This is a genomic window from Mycoplasma sp. 773, from assembly GCF_053851515.1.
In genome coordinates this window covers 55,434-70,692 of sequence record NZ_JBSQAV010000005.1, presented here as the reverse complement: position 1 = coordinate 70,692, position 15,259 = coordinate 55,434, and the positions used below count along the sequence as shown (strand labels likewise).

Below are 15,259 nucleotides of genomic sequence, written 5' to 3'. Positions count from 1 at the left end.
GTGAAATTTACTAGCTTTTTTGAAAATTTAGCCTAGTTAGTTTTTGCTTTTTTTTTTTTAAAAAAAAAAAAAAAAAATAGAGTTTTAATAATTGTGTAACAATTTCTTATTAAAAACTCTATTTTGAATTAGATTATTGACATTACAATAGAAAGAACAAGAACAAACAAGATTATGCCGATTACTGAAATTGAAAGTTTTTTTAATTTTATAGTACCGAGTTTTTTGCTTTTTATAGCAATAAAGGTAATTGCAATTATTGTTAATAATGCACTAATTGCAAATATTGCATAACCAGCTTGGTTTAAAGCTTTCTTTCCTTCTAGATTATTATCTTTAATTTGAATTTCCGCTTTTAGATATGAATTTGTAAATTTTTCTTTGTCCTCTTTTTTATCTGGTTTTTTATTATCGATTAAAGCAGCAAGAATATCAAATCTTTCAATAATGTTTTTGACTTGCTTAGTGTAATTATCATATCAGCTAAAAATATTAATAGTTCTTGAACCAGTTGAAGAAATTAAACGAGATATTTGTTTATTTATAAGGTCATAATATTGATTTATTAAATTTAAATCAAATCCATTTTGAGCAAAGTTTTTCTTAATAATGTCTTTATTTATCTTAATTATTTCTTCAAATTGTATTAAAACAGCTTTAAGAGAGTTAGCAAGACTACTAAAATAATCTACACCATTGATTGTTGAAGAAAATAAACTAGTTAATAATAGATAATTTGAGTTTTTAATGTCGGCTTCGATAACAGATTTGTTATTTTCGTTTTTTAAGAGATTTTCAGCAGCTTTTGTGATTATATCGTTAGCAGCATTTACATACGATTCTTTATTAGTGATTAAAACCCCTGTACCAACCATATTATATAAAACGCTACGTAGCGTATCATTTCTTAAATCATTATAGTTTATTTTGTCATCAATTCCCAAAGCGGTAAATATTTTGCTAAATAGTTGTTTATTTTCTTTAATTATTTCTTCATATGCGTAATTGAGTGATTCTTGTTCCGGAGAAGTATCAATATTTATTTTAATTACATAATCACGACTCTTTTTAGGATCTACTCTATCACTAATTCTCACTGTTGCTGATAATGAATTTCCACCTTCACTTTTTAGATTAATTACGCTATATTTAAATCTAGTGTTAATGGCATTATCAAAAAAGAATATCTTTTCTTTTTCTTCTGCTTTTGAACTATCAAAAAACGTTTTTAGATTGTTTGCTGTTTTAGATGTGTAAATTGAAGAAACATTAGGTATTAGCGAAGGAAGAGCTTGAATTTGCTCTTGGGTATCAATTTCTTTTTGTTGTTTATCCCCGGGAATTATTGGCGGTTTTCTTATTGGTTCATCTTCTTTTTTATTTTTTTGTTCATCAAGAATGAATTTTTTATTCTGATCAAGATCAAATTTAACAAATTTCTTATGCAATTTCGAAACAATGTAATCTTCTCATGATGCAAAGTCTTTGGGCTGAGTAAAACTAAAACCATTAATTGTATTTTCTTTTTCTTTGAAGGTGCCGAATTTAATATTAATTTGTTCTCCTATTTTAGGAATGTCTACCTTGTCAAAAAGCATGTTTGGAAGTTGCTTTTGCAACGCACCAAAGTAATCCTTTATTAATTTATCAAGTCTTTGTTTGGTAATTGTATTAAGTTGTTCTTTATCTTTTGTAATTTTTCCATTTGGCTTAATTTGTTCTTCATAGTTAGTTTCTTTAGTTTTTCCGACCTTTATGTTATCAAATTTTTGCCCTTCGTATTCAATTACAGATGGAATGTAATTTTTATTAGTTGACATTACATATGGAAAAACAATTGTGAAACCAAGGTTATTCATATGCTTAGTTTTTAATGTATCTTTGTTTTTTTCAAGATACTGTTGTAGGACTTGGATGTAGATAAGTTTTTCTAAATTAGGTTTAAAATCCTTGTCTAAATCTTTCAACAATTTTCCTTTTTCATTATCAAGATATTTAATGGTAAAGTCAATTATTTTTTCAACATTTTTTTCCACATTATCTTTTGTAAATTTGGCAAAGGTATCGAAGTCGAGAGCTAGGCTAGGTTTTTCTGGAGCTTTTGGTTTTTGCTTATTTGGGTCAGCGGGTTTTTGAGGCGCATCTTGTTTGAGTTCTTTTGTTTCATCTTGACGATTGTAGGCAGAAATAAGAGCTAACGAGGGAAGCGGGATCACACTGATTAAACTTAAAGAGAATAATTTATTTTTTAATTTCATAATTTTCCTCCTTGACTAATTTTAGTTTTTGCTCCATTTTTAGCATATATAGCCTTTGCTTTAAATGTTTTTCTTCAAGAAATTGGTCAAGACTTAGTCCAATTTTTTGCAATGATTCATAGTAATTAATTTTAGTTGTTATTTCTTTGATTTGCAAATTATCAAATTTTATCTTATTGTTTTGTTTGTATAATTCTAACTTACTAAATGAATTAATGTTAATTTCGTTTTCTTTGATGATTATATTTGCGTTAATTAAAAATAAAAATAATTCTTTTTCTTGATCAAGGTCTCTAATTTTAATAACTGTGTTTTCAAATGCCATCATTGAATTCGAATTAGCAAGACCCCACTCATCCTCTTCATCAATATTGATAAATAATATGGCATTTCTGATTGATAGATGTTTATTACCAATGAAGTGAATATTAATTTTAAATGAATTATTATTAATCATTATTTAATACCCCCAAAACCTTCGTTTGCTTTTGTTAATAAAACAATTTCTTCAATTTCCTTTTCGCGTTTAGTACGAATTATTTTTTTCTTAACCTTTGCAATATCTTCTTCAATTTGATTAATAATTTTATTGGTTGTAACAAGGTCATTTTTGGCATTGTAGAAAAATGACTCAATTAACAATGAATATATAGCATTTTCTAAAATGATGTTTATTTCATTTTCAACAAAATCCTCAATACCGGGATAAATTTTATACCCAGAAATATCACCAACTGAATTTTGTTTATCAACTTCATTTACTAGTTTATTAATGTTGAATTCATCAATAGGAAGAACTGTAAAGTGCCCGTTATAATTTTTGTTGGTATTAAGAACAAAATTAACTTTTGAATAGTTATTATCTATATATAAGGTCTTAACTAATTGACTAACTCTTCAAGCAAGATTGGTAGCCTGTTTTTCTTCTTCACCAAAGGATTTTATTACGTTAAACTTGTTTTGATTGCAAAATTCACTAGCTCTTTGGCCAATTGTTATAAAATCATCGTGTTTAGGATTTACATTTGTAAGTAGCTTTTTTTCATATCTACTATATGAATCTGTTGAGTATTTTTGGTTCTCGGTCAAATAAATCCAAAGTACTGATCGTTTTTTAAATATATTACGTAATTTTTGAATAGTTTTATTATTATTTTCAGAATCATTAATTAACTTATTTTTTATTGTGTATTTTTCCTTAATAGCATTGATTAAGTTGATATTTAGCAATGCATTAGAAATATTGAATTTTAGCTTTCTCGTAAGCTTCATTATCTCAATCAAAAGAATATTTTTGGAATTATTTACCTTTGTCAATATTCCTTCAAGGTTTTGTAATTTTTCTTCTCATTTTTTTAAATGCATACTATCATCCTATAATACTTTTTTCGTTGTAAAATATGTTTAATAAATTAGATTCATTATCTGTTTTAACAATAATATTTTCAATAATTTCAACAAAGAAATTCTTATTTAATAATTGCTTTATCTCTTCATTGAAGTAAAGTGCTATTTTTGATTTAAATAGGTTAGTTTCAGTTCTTAGATTAATTGATTCAATATTTGTTGATGGAAATTGCTTTATAAATGGTACTAGGTAGTAATTATTCAATCTTTCGTCCAATTTATAGGATAAAACAAATTCATCCAAAATAATTTCATATTTTTTATTTTGAGCCTGTTTTAGATAATTAAACAATTTTTTAACATCCATATCCTTTGATTTTGTTTGAGCTTTTAATTGAATTGTTGACATTAATTTATCAAAGGAGATAAAGTTAGGTTGTTTCTTTAGTTGCATGAAATCATAATTAAATACTTCTAAATCATTTTGTACGGCTTTTAAAATATTTTGTTCTTTCCTACTTAACTTCATTTGAAACTCCTTGGTTTATGACATTATTTTTCTTTGTAATTACTGTTAGAGTTCAAATTAGATTTATAACAGTTGATATGTTAAATAAAACAGCAAAACTTAAAGTAGTGATTACAAAAATTTGGTCCAGCGAAAGTTTTGAAGGAATATTATAGAATGATTGGTTATTATTTGAAAGTAGTAATGCATTTAAACCATTAATTATTAGGGTAAATATTACTAATAAAACCAAACTCTTCAATATTATTGAAACATATATAGGTTCATTTGAAGTTTTGTATTTATAAAGCATTAATATTAAAATGCTGAATATTGAAGAAAATAAAAGAGTAATATTTGTGACAATAATTTCTTGATTTTTTAAACTTACAATTGCGGTTATTATTCAAATTAGTGTAAAAATAAAGCCGGTAAAAATTGTATTTAATAAAACTCCTTTAATTTTTAGTGGTTTTAGAAAACTTACTAGGACATAACTAATAAAAAATAGGACAATAAATATTAAGCCAATAAGATAAATATAATTTCTTGATGGTTTTTCAGCATCAATGACATTTGAACTTGTTTTATAAAATAGTGCACGAATAAATCAAATTACAGTAGTAAAGGCAAAACCAATATAAAGAAGTAGTCTTTCTCTAGATTCATTATTTTTTTGTTGTTTTGATGCAGTTCATAAAATTCTTTCGATATTGATTCCAAATATTAGCACTCCTAATGTGACAAAAATTAGAATTAAGTAAAATAGATTAATTCCACTTTTTTGTGAAAATAAACTTATAAAGAATTGATGTACAGGATTATTATCTAGAAAATCAAATTTTTGCTCATCTTTTTTGATGGTGAATATTCATGCTGATATCGTAGCCATAAATCCTATGACTAAAATTGATCGAGAAATAATTGAAATAATAAGAGTTTTTTTGTTTTTGTAAAATAAAGGATTAGTTTTTTTCTTTAATTTGTATGTATAAATTGCATAGGCAACATCGACAATTAATAATATAACTGATAAGAATGATAAATAGTAGTAACTTAGTGTTTTTTCATTAAACATCGTAAATAACAATATTACAGAAATAATTGATAGGGTTGAATATATGATAAATCAAGGTATATATTTTTTAGCCGATTCTTTATGGGTGAAGATATTGGAAAAGTTTTTGCTAATTGTGTATAAAAAGATACTAATTAATAGCGAAATTCTGAATATAGCAAGGTAATTAATACGTTCCAATGATAAACTTGAAAAGTTTAGGAAGTATTCAGGGGTATTTGTAAAAGGAGCGAAAAGTTTTGTTGAAAAAATTGTTATGGGGGCAAAAAATAAGATTAATCCTGATAAAAAAATAAACAAGGAAATGATAGTAATTTTCAAGATTGATACTAACAAATTTTTTCGCTTATTATTGAATAATGACTCAAAGTCATCATATATGCGATTTTCTTTGACTGTGGAATTTTGCATTATCTTGTGGTTCCTTTCTTGAATTTAAATTGCTCTGGAATATTCTCATCACCTAATCCGTTTGCAAATAGGTTGGTTTTTTGTAGATTTGGATAAAGATTTTTTAGAGCTTGTCTATATGATTTTGTTTGATACTTGCCACCACCATAAATTAAGTCATATTCTGGAAGATTATATGTCCCGAATAAACCTTGATAATTAAAACCTTCTGATCTAAACGCAAGAGCAAGCCCAGTTCTTGCAAATTGATTGGTTGTATGGTGAATAGCAACTAATTCATTATTTTGGTTTCTAATTGATGAACCAGATGATCCGCCAGCTGGTGCCCATCTTCTTGGTAGATAGTTAAGGCTCATGCTGATATATTTCTTATTTTCATATTCAAATAATTTATCGCCATTGATTGGCGCACTAATAAAAGAATCTAGAACCCCAGGTTTGTCAGCGAATGAACGATAACCAATTTGATATGATAAATAATTTCCTCTATTTAGCACATCACTAGGGAATGAAGATGGCCCGTTTTCAGAATTGGTTAATTTTGCATCATAAAAGTCATAATTAGCATTAAATCATAAACTAAATGAATAACCAAACTTTGCTCTTTCTCTTTGATCATCATCGATGTATGCTTTTAAATAGAAATCTTCACGGGCGCTTGGCCATCCAACGGCAAATAAATGATCAAGACTAGGTGGAATCTTTCCGCTTAACGGATAATCTATTGCTTGATAATCCGCAAGATATGATTTGCTTCTAAATTTGATATGAGATTTTTTATCATTGGCATAATCATTTGTAACTTCTTTAGCTAGATTGAAATCTTTTTTAGCCTTTAAAGCTTCGGTTAAGGTTGCTGAATTAGAGGATGCTGAAAAATCTTTAATTTTTTCAAAGTCAATTTCAATAACAGCAAAATCAGCAAATTCTTCAACACCTTCATAAATTTTCTTTTGACGTTCTGATAAGAAATCAGTTGGATGAGTGCTTAGGTAGTCAGTTGCATTAAAAATGGTTCTAATTGCATCTTTATTTTGAGTTCCAAAAGTTGTGATATTGTCATCCATATCCGATATTCTTAGTTTTGCTCCGCTATGAATGTCTTTATTAATTCTTGTTAATGAAAATCCACTTAAATCCTTAGTTATAGCCCTTGCAACGTGGGCATTTGTTCCAAAATATCATTTAGTTGGATATTTTCCTGTGCTATCTGGTTGAAAGTCTAGAATTCACATAGTACCAGATTCAACATTATTTTCCTTCTTTGATTCAGCACGTTTTTTGTATTCATTAATTTTTTGCTCTAATTCCTTAATTTCTGCCGGTCTTGTATGTTTTTCGAAATGAGTTATTCTATCATCATATTCTTTAAGACTTTGTGTTTTTTGCTTGTTAAGACTTTCCACAAGATGTTCATCAGTATTTTCTTTTATTTTTTTATCTCAATCTGCTTCAACTTGTTTTTTATCTTCTTTTAGCTGAGCAATTTTTTCTTGAATTTTTTTCTTGAAGGTTTCTTCATTTTTTTCATCTTTTCAGAATTTAATTAAATCATTAGATTCAGAAATTTCTTTTTCATAAGTTTTGTAATTACTTATTGAAATTGAAAATGTTTGTTTAGCTATTTTTAGATACTGTTCGTTAATGATTGTTCTTGCGACACCTATGGTTTTAAAGATATCTGGTTTTCCTAATGAATCAATTAAACTAGGTTGCTTACCAACCTCAACACCATTTAATTCTAATCCATCTAATGTGCCATCTTGTTTGTATGTAGGGACACTGAAACCTTTGTAGGCGGAATTTTCATAGGTATCTAATTTTAATTCTTGCGCTTTTTGATCAAATTCTTTTTTCTTTGCATCGCTTATATTTAGGAAAGCTCTGAAATCTTTTAAATTATTAATACCGTTTTTCTTATAATTATCTTTCAGTCCTTCTACATATTCATTGTTATCTTTTTTATAACGATCATATTGACTTAATTTTTGATATTTTTGAATTTCACTTTCTTCAATTTTTTCATCAGAAACTCTTCCATTAGGTCTATTACCTTCACTATCAACATTGAAATTATTTTTGTTTAAACCTGATAGTTTAAATTTGTAATTTTTTTGCGTGTTAGTTGCTTTGTTTCTAAATACAAGTCTAATTTCAGCTTCGCCAGTGGTGTTGGCCTTATCTGCCAAATCAATATTAAAGACACTAAATTCAATTTTTTTGTTTATCGCATCATCTTTGGCTTTTATAAGCAGTGATGCATATTGTTTTTGAAGTTGACTAGGAAAGATTTGCTTTTTTTCATGATAAGGGAAGAGATTTTCAAAAGATAAAACAAAATTAGTCTCAATATCTTGGGAACTAGTTAATCTATTAAAATCAGCTAAAAATTGTTCATCAGAATATTTAAGAGTGCTATCAATCTTTGGTTTACCATCGTTTTCTTCGTTAATTTTGCGAATATTTTCTAGTTCACTAGAAATTTGATTGTTTAGTTGAGATAATTTAGTTTTTGCTTTTTTTAGTTCAATGTTACTAATGTTATTATCTTCAAGCAATTCATTAATTTTTTTAATTTCATTTTTTGATTCGATATAGGCCTTGCTTTTGAAATTTGTTTTATTTTCATTTTCAACATTTTTTAATAAACCTTCTAATTTAGTAAGGGCTTCCTTAACTAAACGCTTTTCTTTATCTTGCTTATTTTCACATGAAATTAAGCCTAGAGTGGGCAGAAAACTTAATACCGATGATGATATTAAAATATTTAGCAAAGTGCGTTTTTTCTTTGTATTCATAATCTTTCCTTTCAAATGCTATATTTTTATAATTTATAGTTTAAGGTTTTAATTTATAAATTAAACTTGTATTCAATTATTAGGAATTATATACTACTTTTATTTAAAAAACGAGTTTTTTACTCGTTGTTTAAACCTAATTATTTTTTTAGTAATGAGTCGAATTTTTTTTGGGTTTCATTATCTATAGAAACTATTGAAACTGCTACGGCCCCAATTCCTGTATGAATAGAAACATCGGCTGGTAACTTGTATGTATAAATTGGAATCTGATCATTTATGATGTTTTTAAATTTTGTCAAAAGCTCCTCAATCATTTCATTATCTGAATGAAGAACAAAAAGCACTTTTCCATCAGGAGTGTCTTTGTTTTTATTTCACATATCTGTAACAGTTTTTTCAAGTGATTTAGTAAATACGCGCCCAATTGAATCCTTTTCTAATACACCATTGTCAAAAGCGATTAGTGGAACTATTTTTAATAATTTAGCTATTGCAGCAGCACCTTTTGAAAGCCTTCCACCTTTGACAAGAGCGTCGTTAAATTGTGGAATTAAGATTAATCTTTCATTATTTATTTCAAAATGTTTTATAGCCTCTTTAAAAGAAACGCCTGAATTAATTTGAGATTCAAATTTAAATAAATCTTTTAGAATCAAGAAGGAAATTCTTTTTGATTCAACAATATATACTTTGTTGTTATCTTGAAATTGTGTTTTAAGAAATGATGTTTGTGATGATAAAAATTTAGAGATAGGATAAACTAAAATTAAATCATACTCATTTAAGTATTTGTTTATCTCGATATCATTAATCGCTGGCGAAGAAGCTGCAGTGGTGGCATTAATTTTTTTATTTTCTCTTCACATTTTAGCATAATCATCAACAACAATGTCTCTTCCGATTTGATATGTTTTACCGTCTATTTCGCATTGCAATGGTATAAATCCTCAACCAAGCTCATTAGCCTGCTTTTCTGTTAATCCAGATGAAGAATCAACAATAATTTTTATTTTCATACATTCCTCCTAAAAAATGGTTGTAGCAAAATAATTTAGTATTATATATAAATAATTTAAAAAAAAATTATAAAAACCCACAAAATAAGTTGATTTATTAAATTTTTTATATTTATATTTATGTTTGCCATTAGTACTTTTTCGTTTTTTAATTAGTATAAAAAGTTTTAAAAATTAAAAGTTAGCTATAATTTTAAAAATATTAAACAATAGAGTTTTAAAATAATCATAACCAAACTAGTTGGTCTTAACTTAAGGAGTTATTTACATTATGAATTTTTTAGAAGAGCTTAAAAACAGAAAAATACTAAATAATATTTCTAACGAAGAAAAGTTTTCTCAAATTTCTCATGATTCAGGAATTTATATTGGTTTTGACCCTACCGCCAAAAGTCTTCATTTAGGAAATTATTTGCAAATTGCTACTTTATTAAGATTTAAGAAACAAGGCTATAAGGCTTATGCAATTCTAGGAGGGATTACTGGGATGATTGGTGATCCAAGTTTTAGAAAGAGTGAAAGAAGCTTCCTTGATCAAAAAACCCTTATCAACAATAAGGAATCAATAAAAAAACAACTAGAAAATTTTGGTTTATCAGTGATTGATAATATCGAATTTTATAAAGATATGACGTTATTTGATTTTCTTTCACAAATAGGAAAAATGATAAATGTAAATTATTTATTAGAAAAAGAAAGTATTGCAACTCGATTGGATAATGGATTAACATTTACTGAATTTAGTTATCAGCTTATTCAAGGTTGAGACTTTAAGAACATGTTTGAAAAGTATGATGTGAAGATTCAGGCTGGCGGTTCAGATCAATGAGGTAATATTACAACTGGTCTTGAGTTTATTAGAAAAATTTATGGAGACGCTGCTTGTGCGATTGCTTTAACAATTAATTTATTAACTGATGAAAATGGAAATAAATTTGGTAAGTCAACTGGTGGCGGCTCCTTGTGGTTAGATAAAAATATGACAACTCCTTATTCTCTATATCAATTTTTATTAAATCAATCAGATTCCAAAGTGGATGAATATTTAAAGACATTAACTTTTCTTAAATTAGATGAAATTCAGAATATTATGAGAGAGCATGAGCAAGCTAAATTTAAAAGAGTAGCGCAAAGAATTTTAGCATTTGAAGTGGTTAAGGATATTCATGGAATACAATATGCAAATCAGGCAAAAAAAATAAGTGAAATTTTATTTGCAAATAGTAAAGAGGAATTATTAATTAGCGATATTGAAATAATTAAAGAATCCCTTAAAACTTTTAGTGTTAAACACGGTACTAAATTTATTGATTTTATAAAGGAAAATAAAATCACTTCTTCAAATAGGGAAACTCGAGAATTTATAGCTAAAAAATCCTTTATGCTTGATAACGAGATTGTTGAAAATGAAAATATTGTAATTAATTTTGATAGATATGATAATAAGTATGCAGTCCTTAAAAAAGGAAAAAAAGAGTTTTTTATTTTAATAAATGCAAATTAGAAGAAAAAATATTCTACCCTTAAATTTAATTAACAAAATAAAATTTAATTTATTTGATTTGTTTTATGTAAAATAGCAAAAGTACAATTGATATTTGCAAAAGATGGAAATTACTATTAAAGATTTTGCAGAAATAAAATAGAGGATGATTATAACATAAGATATTTTGGAGATAAAAGACTAGATAATTTTGAAAAATACAAAGAAATCTCGAACCTTAATTTTTTTGTTGTTAACAAAGCCAAGAGTATATGCTGATTTTAGCTGTGAATAATTTTTTATAATTTAAATATGAAGATAACTGATGTATGCTAGGCAATAATTTTCCAAACTTATATTATGGTTTGCAAAAAATAGAATGCCTAGCAAAAAATAGTAATTGTTTTTGTAATAATTTTTAGATTAAGAATATGTATTTGCACAAGTTAAATAGCAATCCTTAGAAGCAAAATAGAAGTATTGATACTTATTTTGAATTGCTATTTTTTTAATACTTTTGGTAATAAAGCTCCTTATTTTGAAAATATTGATATTAAGAAAATTATTTTAGCTATTGAAAAACTGTGGATACGATGTTTTGCAACTAATTTACTAAGATAGCAATATTAATTATTTTTAGGGTGATTGCTGAAAAAATTATTTTTTGTTATAAAAAAAGCATGTTAGGTGAAACATGCTTTTTTAAGATACAAGAATAACTATTTTTTAATTTCTTTCAATCTTGCGCTTTTTCCTTTAAGACCTCTCATGTAGTAAAGTTTAGCTCTTCTAACCTTATTTTTTCTAGTTACTTGAATAGCAGAAATTAAAGGAGAGTTAATTTTAAATACACGTTCAACGCCAATACCATATGAATCTTTTCTAACAGTGATAGATTTATTGATACCTTCACCATATGCAGCAATAACTAGCCCTTCAAATACTTGAATTCTTTCTTTATCGCCTTCTTTAATTCTAACATGAACTCTAACTATGTACCCTTCTCTTATTTCGGGAAGATCTGTTCTAATTTGGTCTTTTTCTACAAGTTCTAATAAGCTACTTCTCATTTTTTATCCTTTCGATAATATCTTTACGATTTTTTAGTGTTTTTAAATAAGCATGTTTCTCACGTCATTCTTTTATTAGTTTATGATTACCAGAAAGTAATATTTCAGGAACTTTTAGTCCTTTATATTCTGCTGGTCTAGTGTATTGGGGATAGTCAAGTAGTCCTTCGTTTTCAAAACTTTCGTTTTGATGGCTCCCCTTGCGCAAAACTCCGGGAACTAATCTAGCAACAGCTTCGCAAACAACCATAGCTGCAGTTTCTCCACCTGTTAGAATATAATCTCCAATTGATAATTCTTCATCCACAAAATTTAAAACGCGTTCATCAAAACCTTCATAATGGCCACACACGAGTGTTATTTCATTATGCTTAGCAAGTTCGTGTGCTTTCATTTGGTTGAATTTTTGTCCTTGTGGACTAATTAGGATTTTATAACTATTGGGTAGTGTTTCAAGAGCGAGATCGATAGGCTCGACTTGTAGAAGCATCCCATCACCCCCGCCGTATATAGAATCATCAACCTTATTTCTTTTTTCTTTTGAAAATTTTCTAAAATCAATAATATTTAATTCTAGGTGCCCAAGACGTATTGCTTTGCCTATAACACTATAGGTTTTAAATGCTTCAAAATGTTCTGGGAATATTGTGAGAATGTTTATTTTCATAACTATTTGTTTTTTGATTCGATGTATTTTTTGTAGAAATCGTTCTTCTTTAAAAGAGTTCTAACTGTTTCAGTAGGCTTTGCTCCGTTGTTTAAGTATACAGTTGTTAATTCTTCATTTAGATATAAATTTTTTGTATGAGGATCATAGTATCCTAATTCATCAATAAATTTTCCATCACGTGGTGCTCTAGCATCAGAAGCAACAACTTTATATGTAGCATGGAATTTTTTTCCGGTTCTTTTTAGTCTTAATTTAACCATAAGTATTCCTCCTTGAAGTTTTTATATATTTTTAGTATATTTAAATTTTAATAAAAAAATTTTAACATAAAAAAATAAATGTTAAGTAAAAATGCTTAACACTTTAATTTGATTTTTACATTTGATATAAGCAAAGATAATTTGTATTATTTAGTTTTATAGTTTTATAAACTATAAATAGTATAATTATTATTATGAACAAAGAATTATTAAAAGAAAAATTAAACTATTCATTTGCACCATATTCAAAGGTTAAAGTGGCAGCTTTAGCTATTGATAAGTTGGGCAATGAATATTATGGAGTCAATTGTGAAAATGCTGCGTATCCTAGTGGACTTTGCGCTGAAAGATCTGCACTTTTTGGTTCGGTAGCATATGGCGCAGAAGTGGGGACATTTAAGGAAATACATATAATTAGCAATTTGAATAAAATATTATTCCCATGCGGTGCCTGTCTACAAGTAATGTCTCAATTTTTAGATAAAGATTCCAAGGTAGTATTGCATTCTACTGATCTAACTGAGGAAAGACAATTTTCGATGAATCAATTAATACCTAGCGCAGTAAAAAATGAAGACATTATCCACGCTGCAAAATAAAATGGGGATTTTATGGAAACTGAACATGTTTGCGATTTAAAACATCTTGATTTGCATGGAAATAATTTTGGAGAAGAAATTTCTTATTATTTAGAAAAATTTTCAATATCACAAAAAGAATTGGCACAACGTTTAGGGCTTAGTGCTCAATATGTCTACATAATCATTAATAGCAAAACGAATGTTAATTTAAGTATTGCGATTATTGAAGGCTTGGAAAATGTTTTTAATTTGGAATTAGGTACGCTATCTGAGGTTTATTCAATATATGCTAATAAGGAAAAATCTAATCTGCAAGATGCTGAAAAACTTTTGGTGCAATATGGAGAGGACTTTATCATTAAGAATCCAAGTTTGCCACTGGTAAGTAATATTAAATTAACAAAGGATATGCCTATTAGCAAAAAATTGATGATTATGAATAGGTTTTATGGCGTTGCTAATTTAGATAATTATACCCAATATTTGCGTGAAAATGCACTAGCAGATGAAAGTATTTATGCCAACCCTAATAGTAAGGTTTGAATTCGATTTTGTGAGTTATCGGTTTTAGAAACAATTAGTACTAAAAAAATTGGTGTTTTTAGAAAAAATAATTTTGAAGTTGTGTATAAAAGAGTTGTTAAATTAATATGCGCTAAAAATTTAAACTTTAAAAATAAAATTGATGAAATACAAAATTATTTATTGACTAAAGGAATTATTTTGATTACAATGCCTTTTATCGAGAATAGCGATATTGCGGCCATTACTTTTCAAAAAGGAGCTAGAAGACTTATATTTGTTTCGGATATTTTTAATTGTGAAGCATTTATTTTTAACTATATTTTGCATGAATTAACACATTGTTTTTTTGTTAATAAAAACGAAAATGAAATTGATGATATTTATATTGAGGCATATCATAAAATTAAGTCTGAATATAATTTTAAATATGAGGGTATTGATGATGCTCTATTGGCTTTTGACAAGTGTAGTGCAGTGCAACATGATGATCGCAAGGGTGAGGTTTGCGATATAACTAAGAAAGTTTTTTATAAATACGAAAAAGTTTCTTTTAGTTAATATTTCTTGTAAAATATTCATTAAATGAAATAATTAAGAAATAAAATAGGATCTGAATTAATAGATCCTATTTTTATTTAATTGTCTAAATCCAAATAAATATACTCAGTGGCCTCAGTGTTCATTTTTCCATTAACAATTATATCTAGGCATTTTACAGAATATCTGATAGCAGGTTGCTTCTTTTCGAGACCTTCAAGTACAAATTCCATCTCTATAACATGACCAGAAAGATATTTTAAGTTTCCTAATGTTGATGTAAAAGATAAATATTTTTTAAAATTTTCATTTGCTTTAACATTTTCGAACGTTCTTGAAGGGTCATTAGCAGCTTTTGATGTAATTCCCCTATCAATTGGATAGGAATCGGCTCTAATTTTTTGCAATATTTTCATTAATTCTTCACGAGGTAACTTTTTACCTTCATTTGTTAGGGTATATGAAAATGAGTTTTTTATTTCGCCTAATTGTGAAGTCGTTAGAAGTTTTGCTTTAGGACGTTTTAAAGGGTTTATTTTGCCTGTTGCATTATTTTGACTTTTGTCAGGCAAAAGCTGATTGTTTTGGCTATTTGTCGGTCCTCCACACGAAACAGCTATTAGCGGAAATATGATTCCACTAAATGAACTAAATATTAGAAATTTTTTTATCTTTTTCATATCTATATTATACCACTCCATTTTTTAATGTTTT

14 protein-coding genes are annotated in these 15,259 nt (G+C 27.1%); 3 read left to right on the top strand and 11 right to left on the bottom strand.

Annotated features, from left to right (window positions below; translation table 4 throughout):
- Positions 1 to 128 precede the first annotated feature (128 nt).
- The 7 genes from ACWXVJ_RS01845 to ACWXVJ_RS01815 form a co-directional block, all read right to left on the bottom strand.
- Complete coding sequence (locus ACWXVJ_RS01845) at positions 129 to 2,258, bottom strand: MSC_0620 family F1-like ATPase-associated subunit (protein ID WP_455966330.1); 2,130 nt, start codon at positions 2,256 to 2,258, stop codon at positions 129 to 131.
- A complete protein-coding gene (locus ACWXVJ_RS01840) occupies positions 2,242 to 2,715 on the bottom strand; it encodes an MSC_0621 family F1-like ATPase epsilon subunit (protein WP_438340756.1) in 474 nt (157 codons plus the stop codon). Before ACWXVJ_RS01840 ends, ACWXVJ_RS01845 begins: the two co-directional genes overlap by 17 nt.
- Positions 2,715 to 3,623: an MSC_0622 family F1-like ATPase gamma subunit gene (locus ACWXVJ_RS01835; protein WP_455966328.1), complete on the bottom strand. Its 909-nt coding sequence runs from the start codon at positions 3,621 to 3,623 to the stop codon at positions 2,715 to 2,717. Before ACWXVJ_RS01835 ends, ACWXVJ_RS01840 begins: the two co-directional genes overlap by 1 nt.
- 1 nt (position 3,624) lies before the next feature.
- On the bottom strand, positions 3,625 to 4,134 hold the full coding sequence (locus ACWXVJ_RS01830) for an MSC_0623 family F1-like ATPase-associated protein (protein ID WP_455966326.1): 510 nt from the start codon (positions 4,132 to 4,134) through the stop codon (positions 3,625 to 3,627).
- Positions 4,121 to 5,602: an MSC_0624 family F1-like ATPase-associated membrane protein gene (locus tag ACWXVJ_RS01825; protein ID WP_455966324.1), complete on the bottom strand. Its 1,482-nt coding sequence runs from the start codon at positions 5,600 to 5,602 to the stop codon at positions 4,121 to 4,123. Before ACWXVJ_RS01825 ends, ACWXVJ_RS01830 begins: the two co-directional genes overlap by 14 nt.
- Positions 5,602 to 8,400, bottom strand: coding sequence for an Ig-specific serine endopeptidase MIP (mip, locus tag ACWXVJ_RS01820; protein ID WP_455966322.1), 2,799 nt, complete (start codon positions 8,398 to 8,400; stop codon positions 5,602 to 5,604). Before mip ends, ACWXVJ_RS01825 begins: the two co-directional genes overlap by 1 nt.
- 140 nt (positions 8,401 to 8,540) lie before the next feature.
- A complete protein-coding gene (locus ACWXVJ_RS01815) occupies positions 8,541 to 9,419 on the bottom strand; it encodes a DegV family protein (RefSeq protein ID WP_455966320.1) in 879 nt (292 codons plus the stop codon).
- Positions 9,420 to 9,690: 271 nt separating this feature from the next.
- On the opposite strand from ACWXVJ_RS01815, the gene tyrS reads away from it, so the two are divergent.
- Positions 9,691 to 10,923, top strand: a complete 1,233-nt coding sequence (gene tyrS, locus ACWXVJ_RS01810; protein WP_455966318.1) for a tyrosine--tRNA ligase — start codon at positions 9,691 to 9,693, stop codon at positions 10,921 to 10,923.
- A gap of 698 nt (positions 10,924 to 11,621) precedes the next feature.
- Here tyrS and rplS read toward each other — a convergent pair.
- The 3 genes from rplS to rpsP are packed head-to-tail and all read right to left on the bottom strand — an operon-like array spanning position 11,622 to position 12,902.
- A complete protein-coding gene (gene rplS, locus ACWXVJ_RS01805) occupies positions 11,622 to 11,972 on the bottom strand; it encodes a 50S ribosomal protein L19 (protein ID WP_438340763.1) in 351 nt (116 codons plus the stop codon).
- Positions 11,962 to 12,639, bottom strand: a complete 678-nt coding sequence (gene trmD / locus ACWXVJ_RS01800) for a tRNA (guanosine(37)-N1)-methyltransferase TrmD (RefSeq protein WP_438340764.1) — start codon at positions 12,637 to 12,639, stop codon at positions 11,962 to 11,964. Before trmD ends, rplS begins: the two co-directional genes overlap by 11 nt.
- A gap of 2 nt (positions 12,640 to 12,641) precedes the next feature.
- Positions 12,642 to 12,902, bottom strand: coding sequence for a 30S ribosomal protein S16 (gene rpsP, locus ACWXVJ_RS01795; RefSeq protein WP_438340765.1), 261 nt, complete (start codon positions 12,900 to 12,902; stop codon positions 12,642 to 12,644).
- 194 nt (positions 12,903 to 13,096) lie between these two features.
- Here rpsP and ACWXVJ_RS01790 point away from each other — a divergent pair, with 194 nt between their 5' ends.
- Entirely contained in the window at positions 13,097 to 13,501 is a 405-nt protein-coding gene (locus tag ACWXVJ_RS01790) for a cytidine deaminase (RefSeq protein WP_438340766.1), read from the top strand.
- A gap of 12 nt (positions 13,502 to 13,513) precedes the next feature.
- Positions 13,514 to 14,566, top strand: coding sequence for a helix-turn-helix transcriptional regulator (locus tag ACWXVJ_RS01785; protein WP_455966316.1), 1,053 nt, complete (start codon positions 13,514 to 13,516; stop codon positions 14,564 to 14,566).
- Between the two features lie 77 nt (positions 14,567 to 14,643).
- On the opposite strand, the gene ACWXVJ_RS01780 is transcribed toward ACWXVJ_RS01785, so the two are convergent.
- The gene (locus ACWXVJ_RS01780; RefSeq protein WP_455966314.1) at positions 14,644 to 15,225 is read right to left on the bottom strand and encodes a hypothetical protein; all 582 of its coding nucleotides are present in this window, start codon (positions 15,223 to 15,225) and stop codon (positions 14,644 to 14,646) included.
- Positions 15,226 to 15,259: the final 34 nt, after the last annotated feature.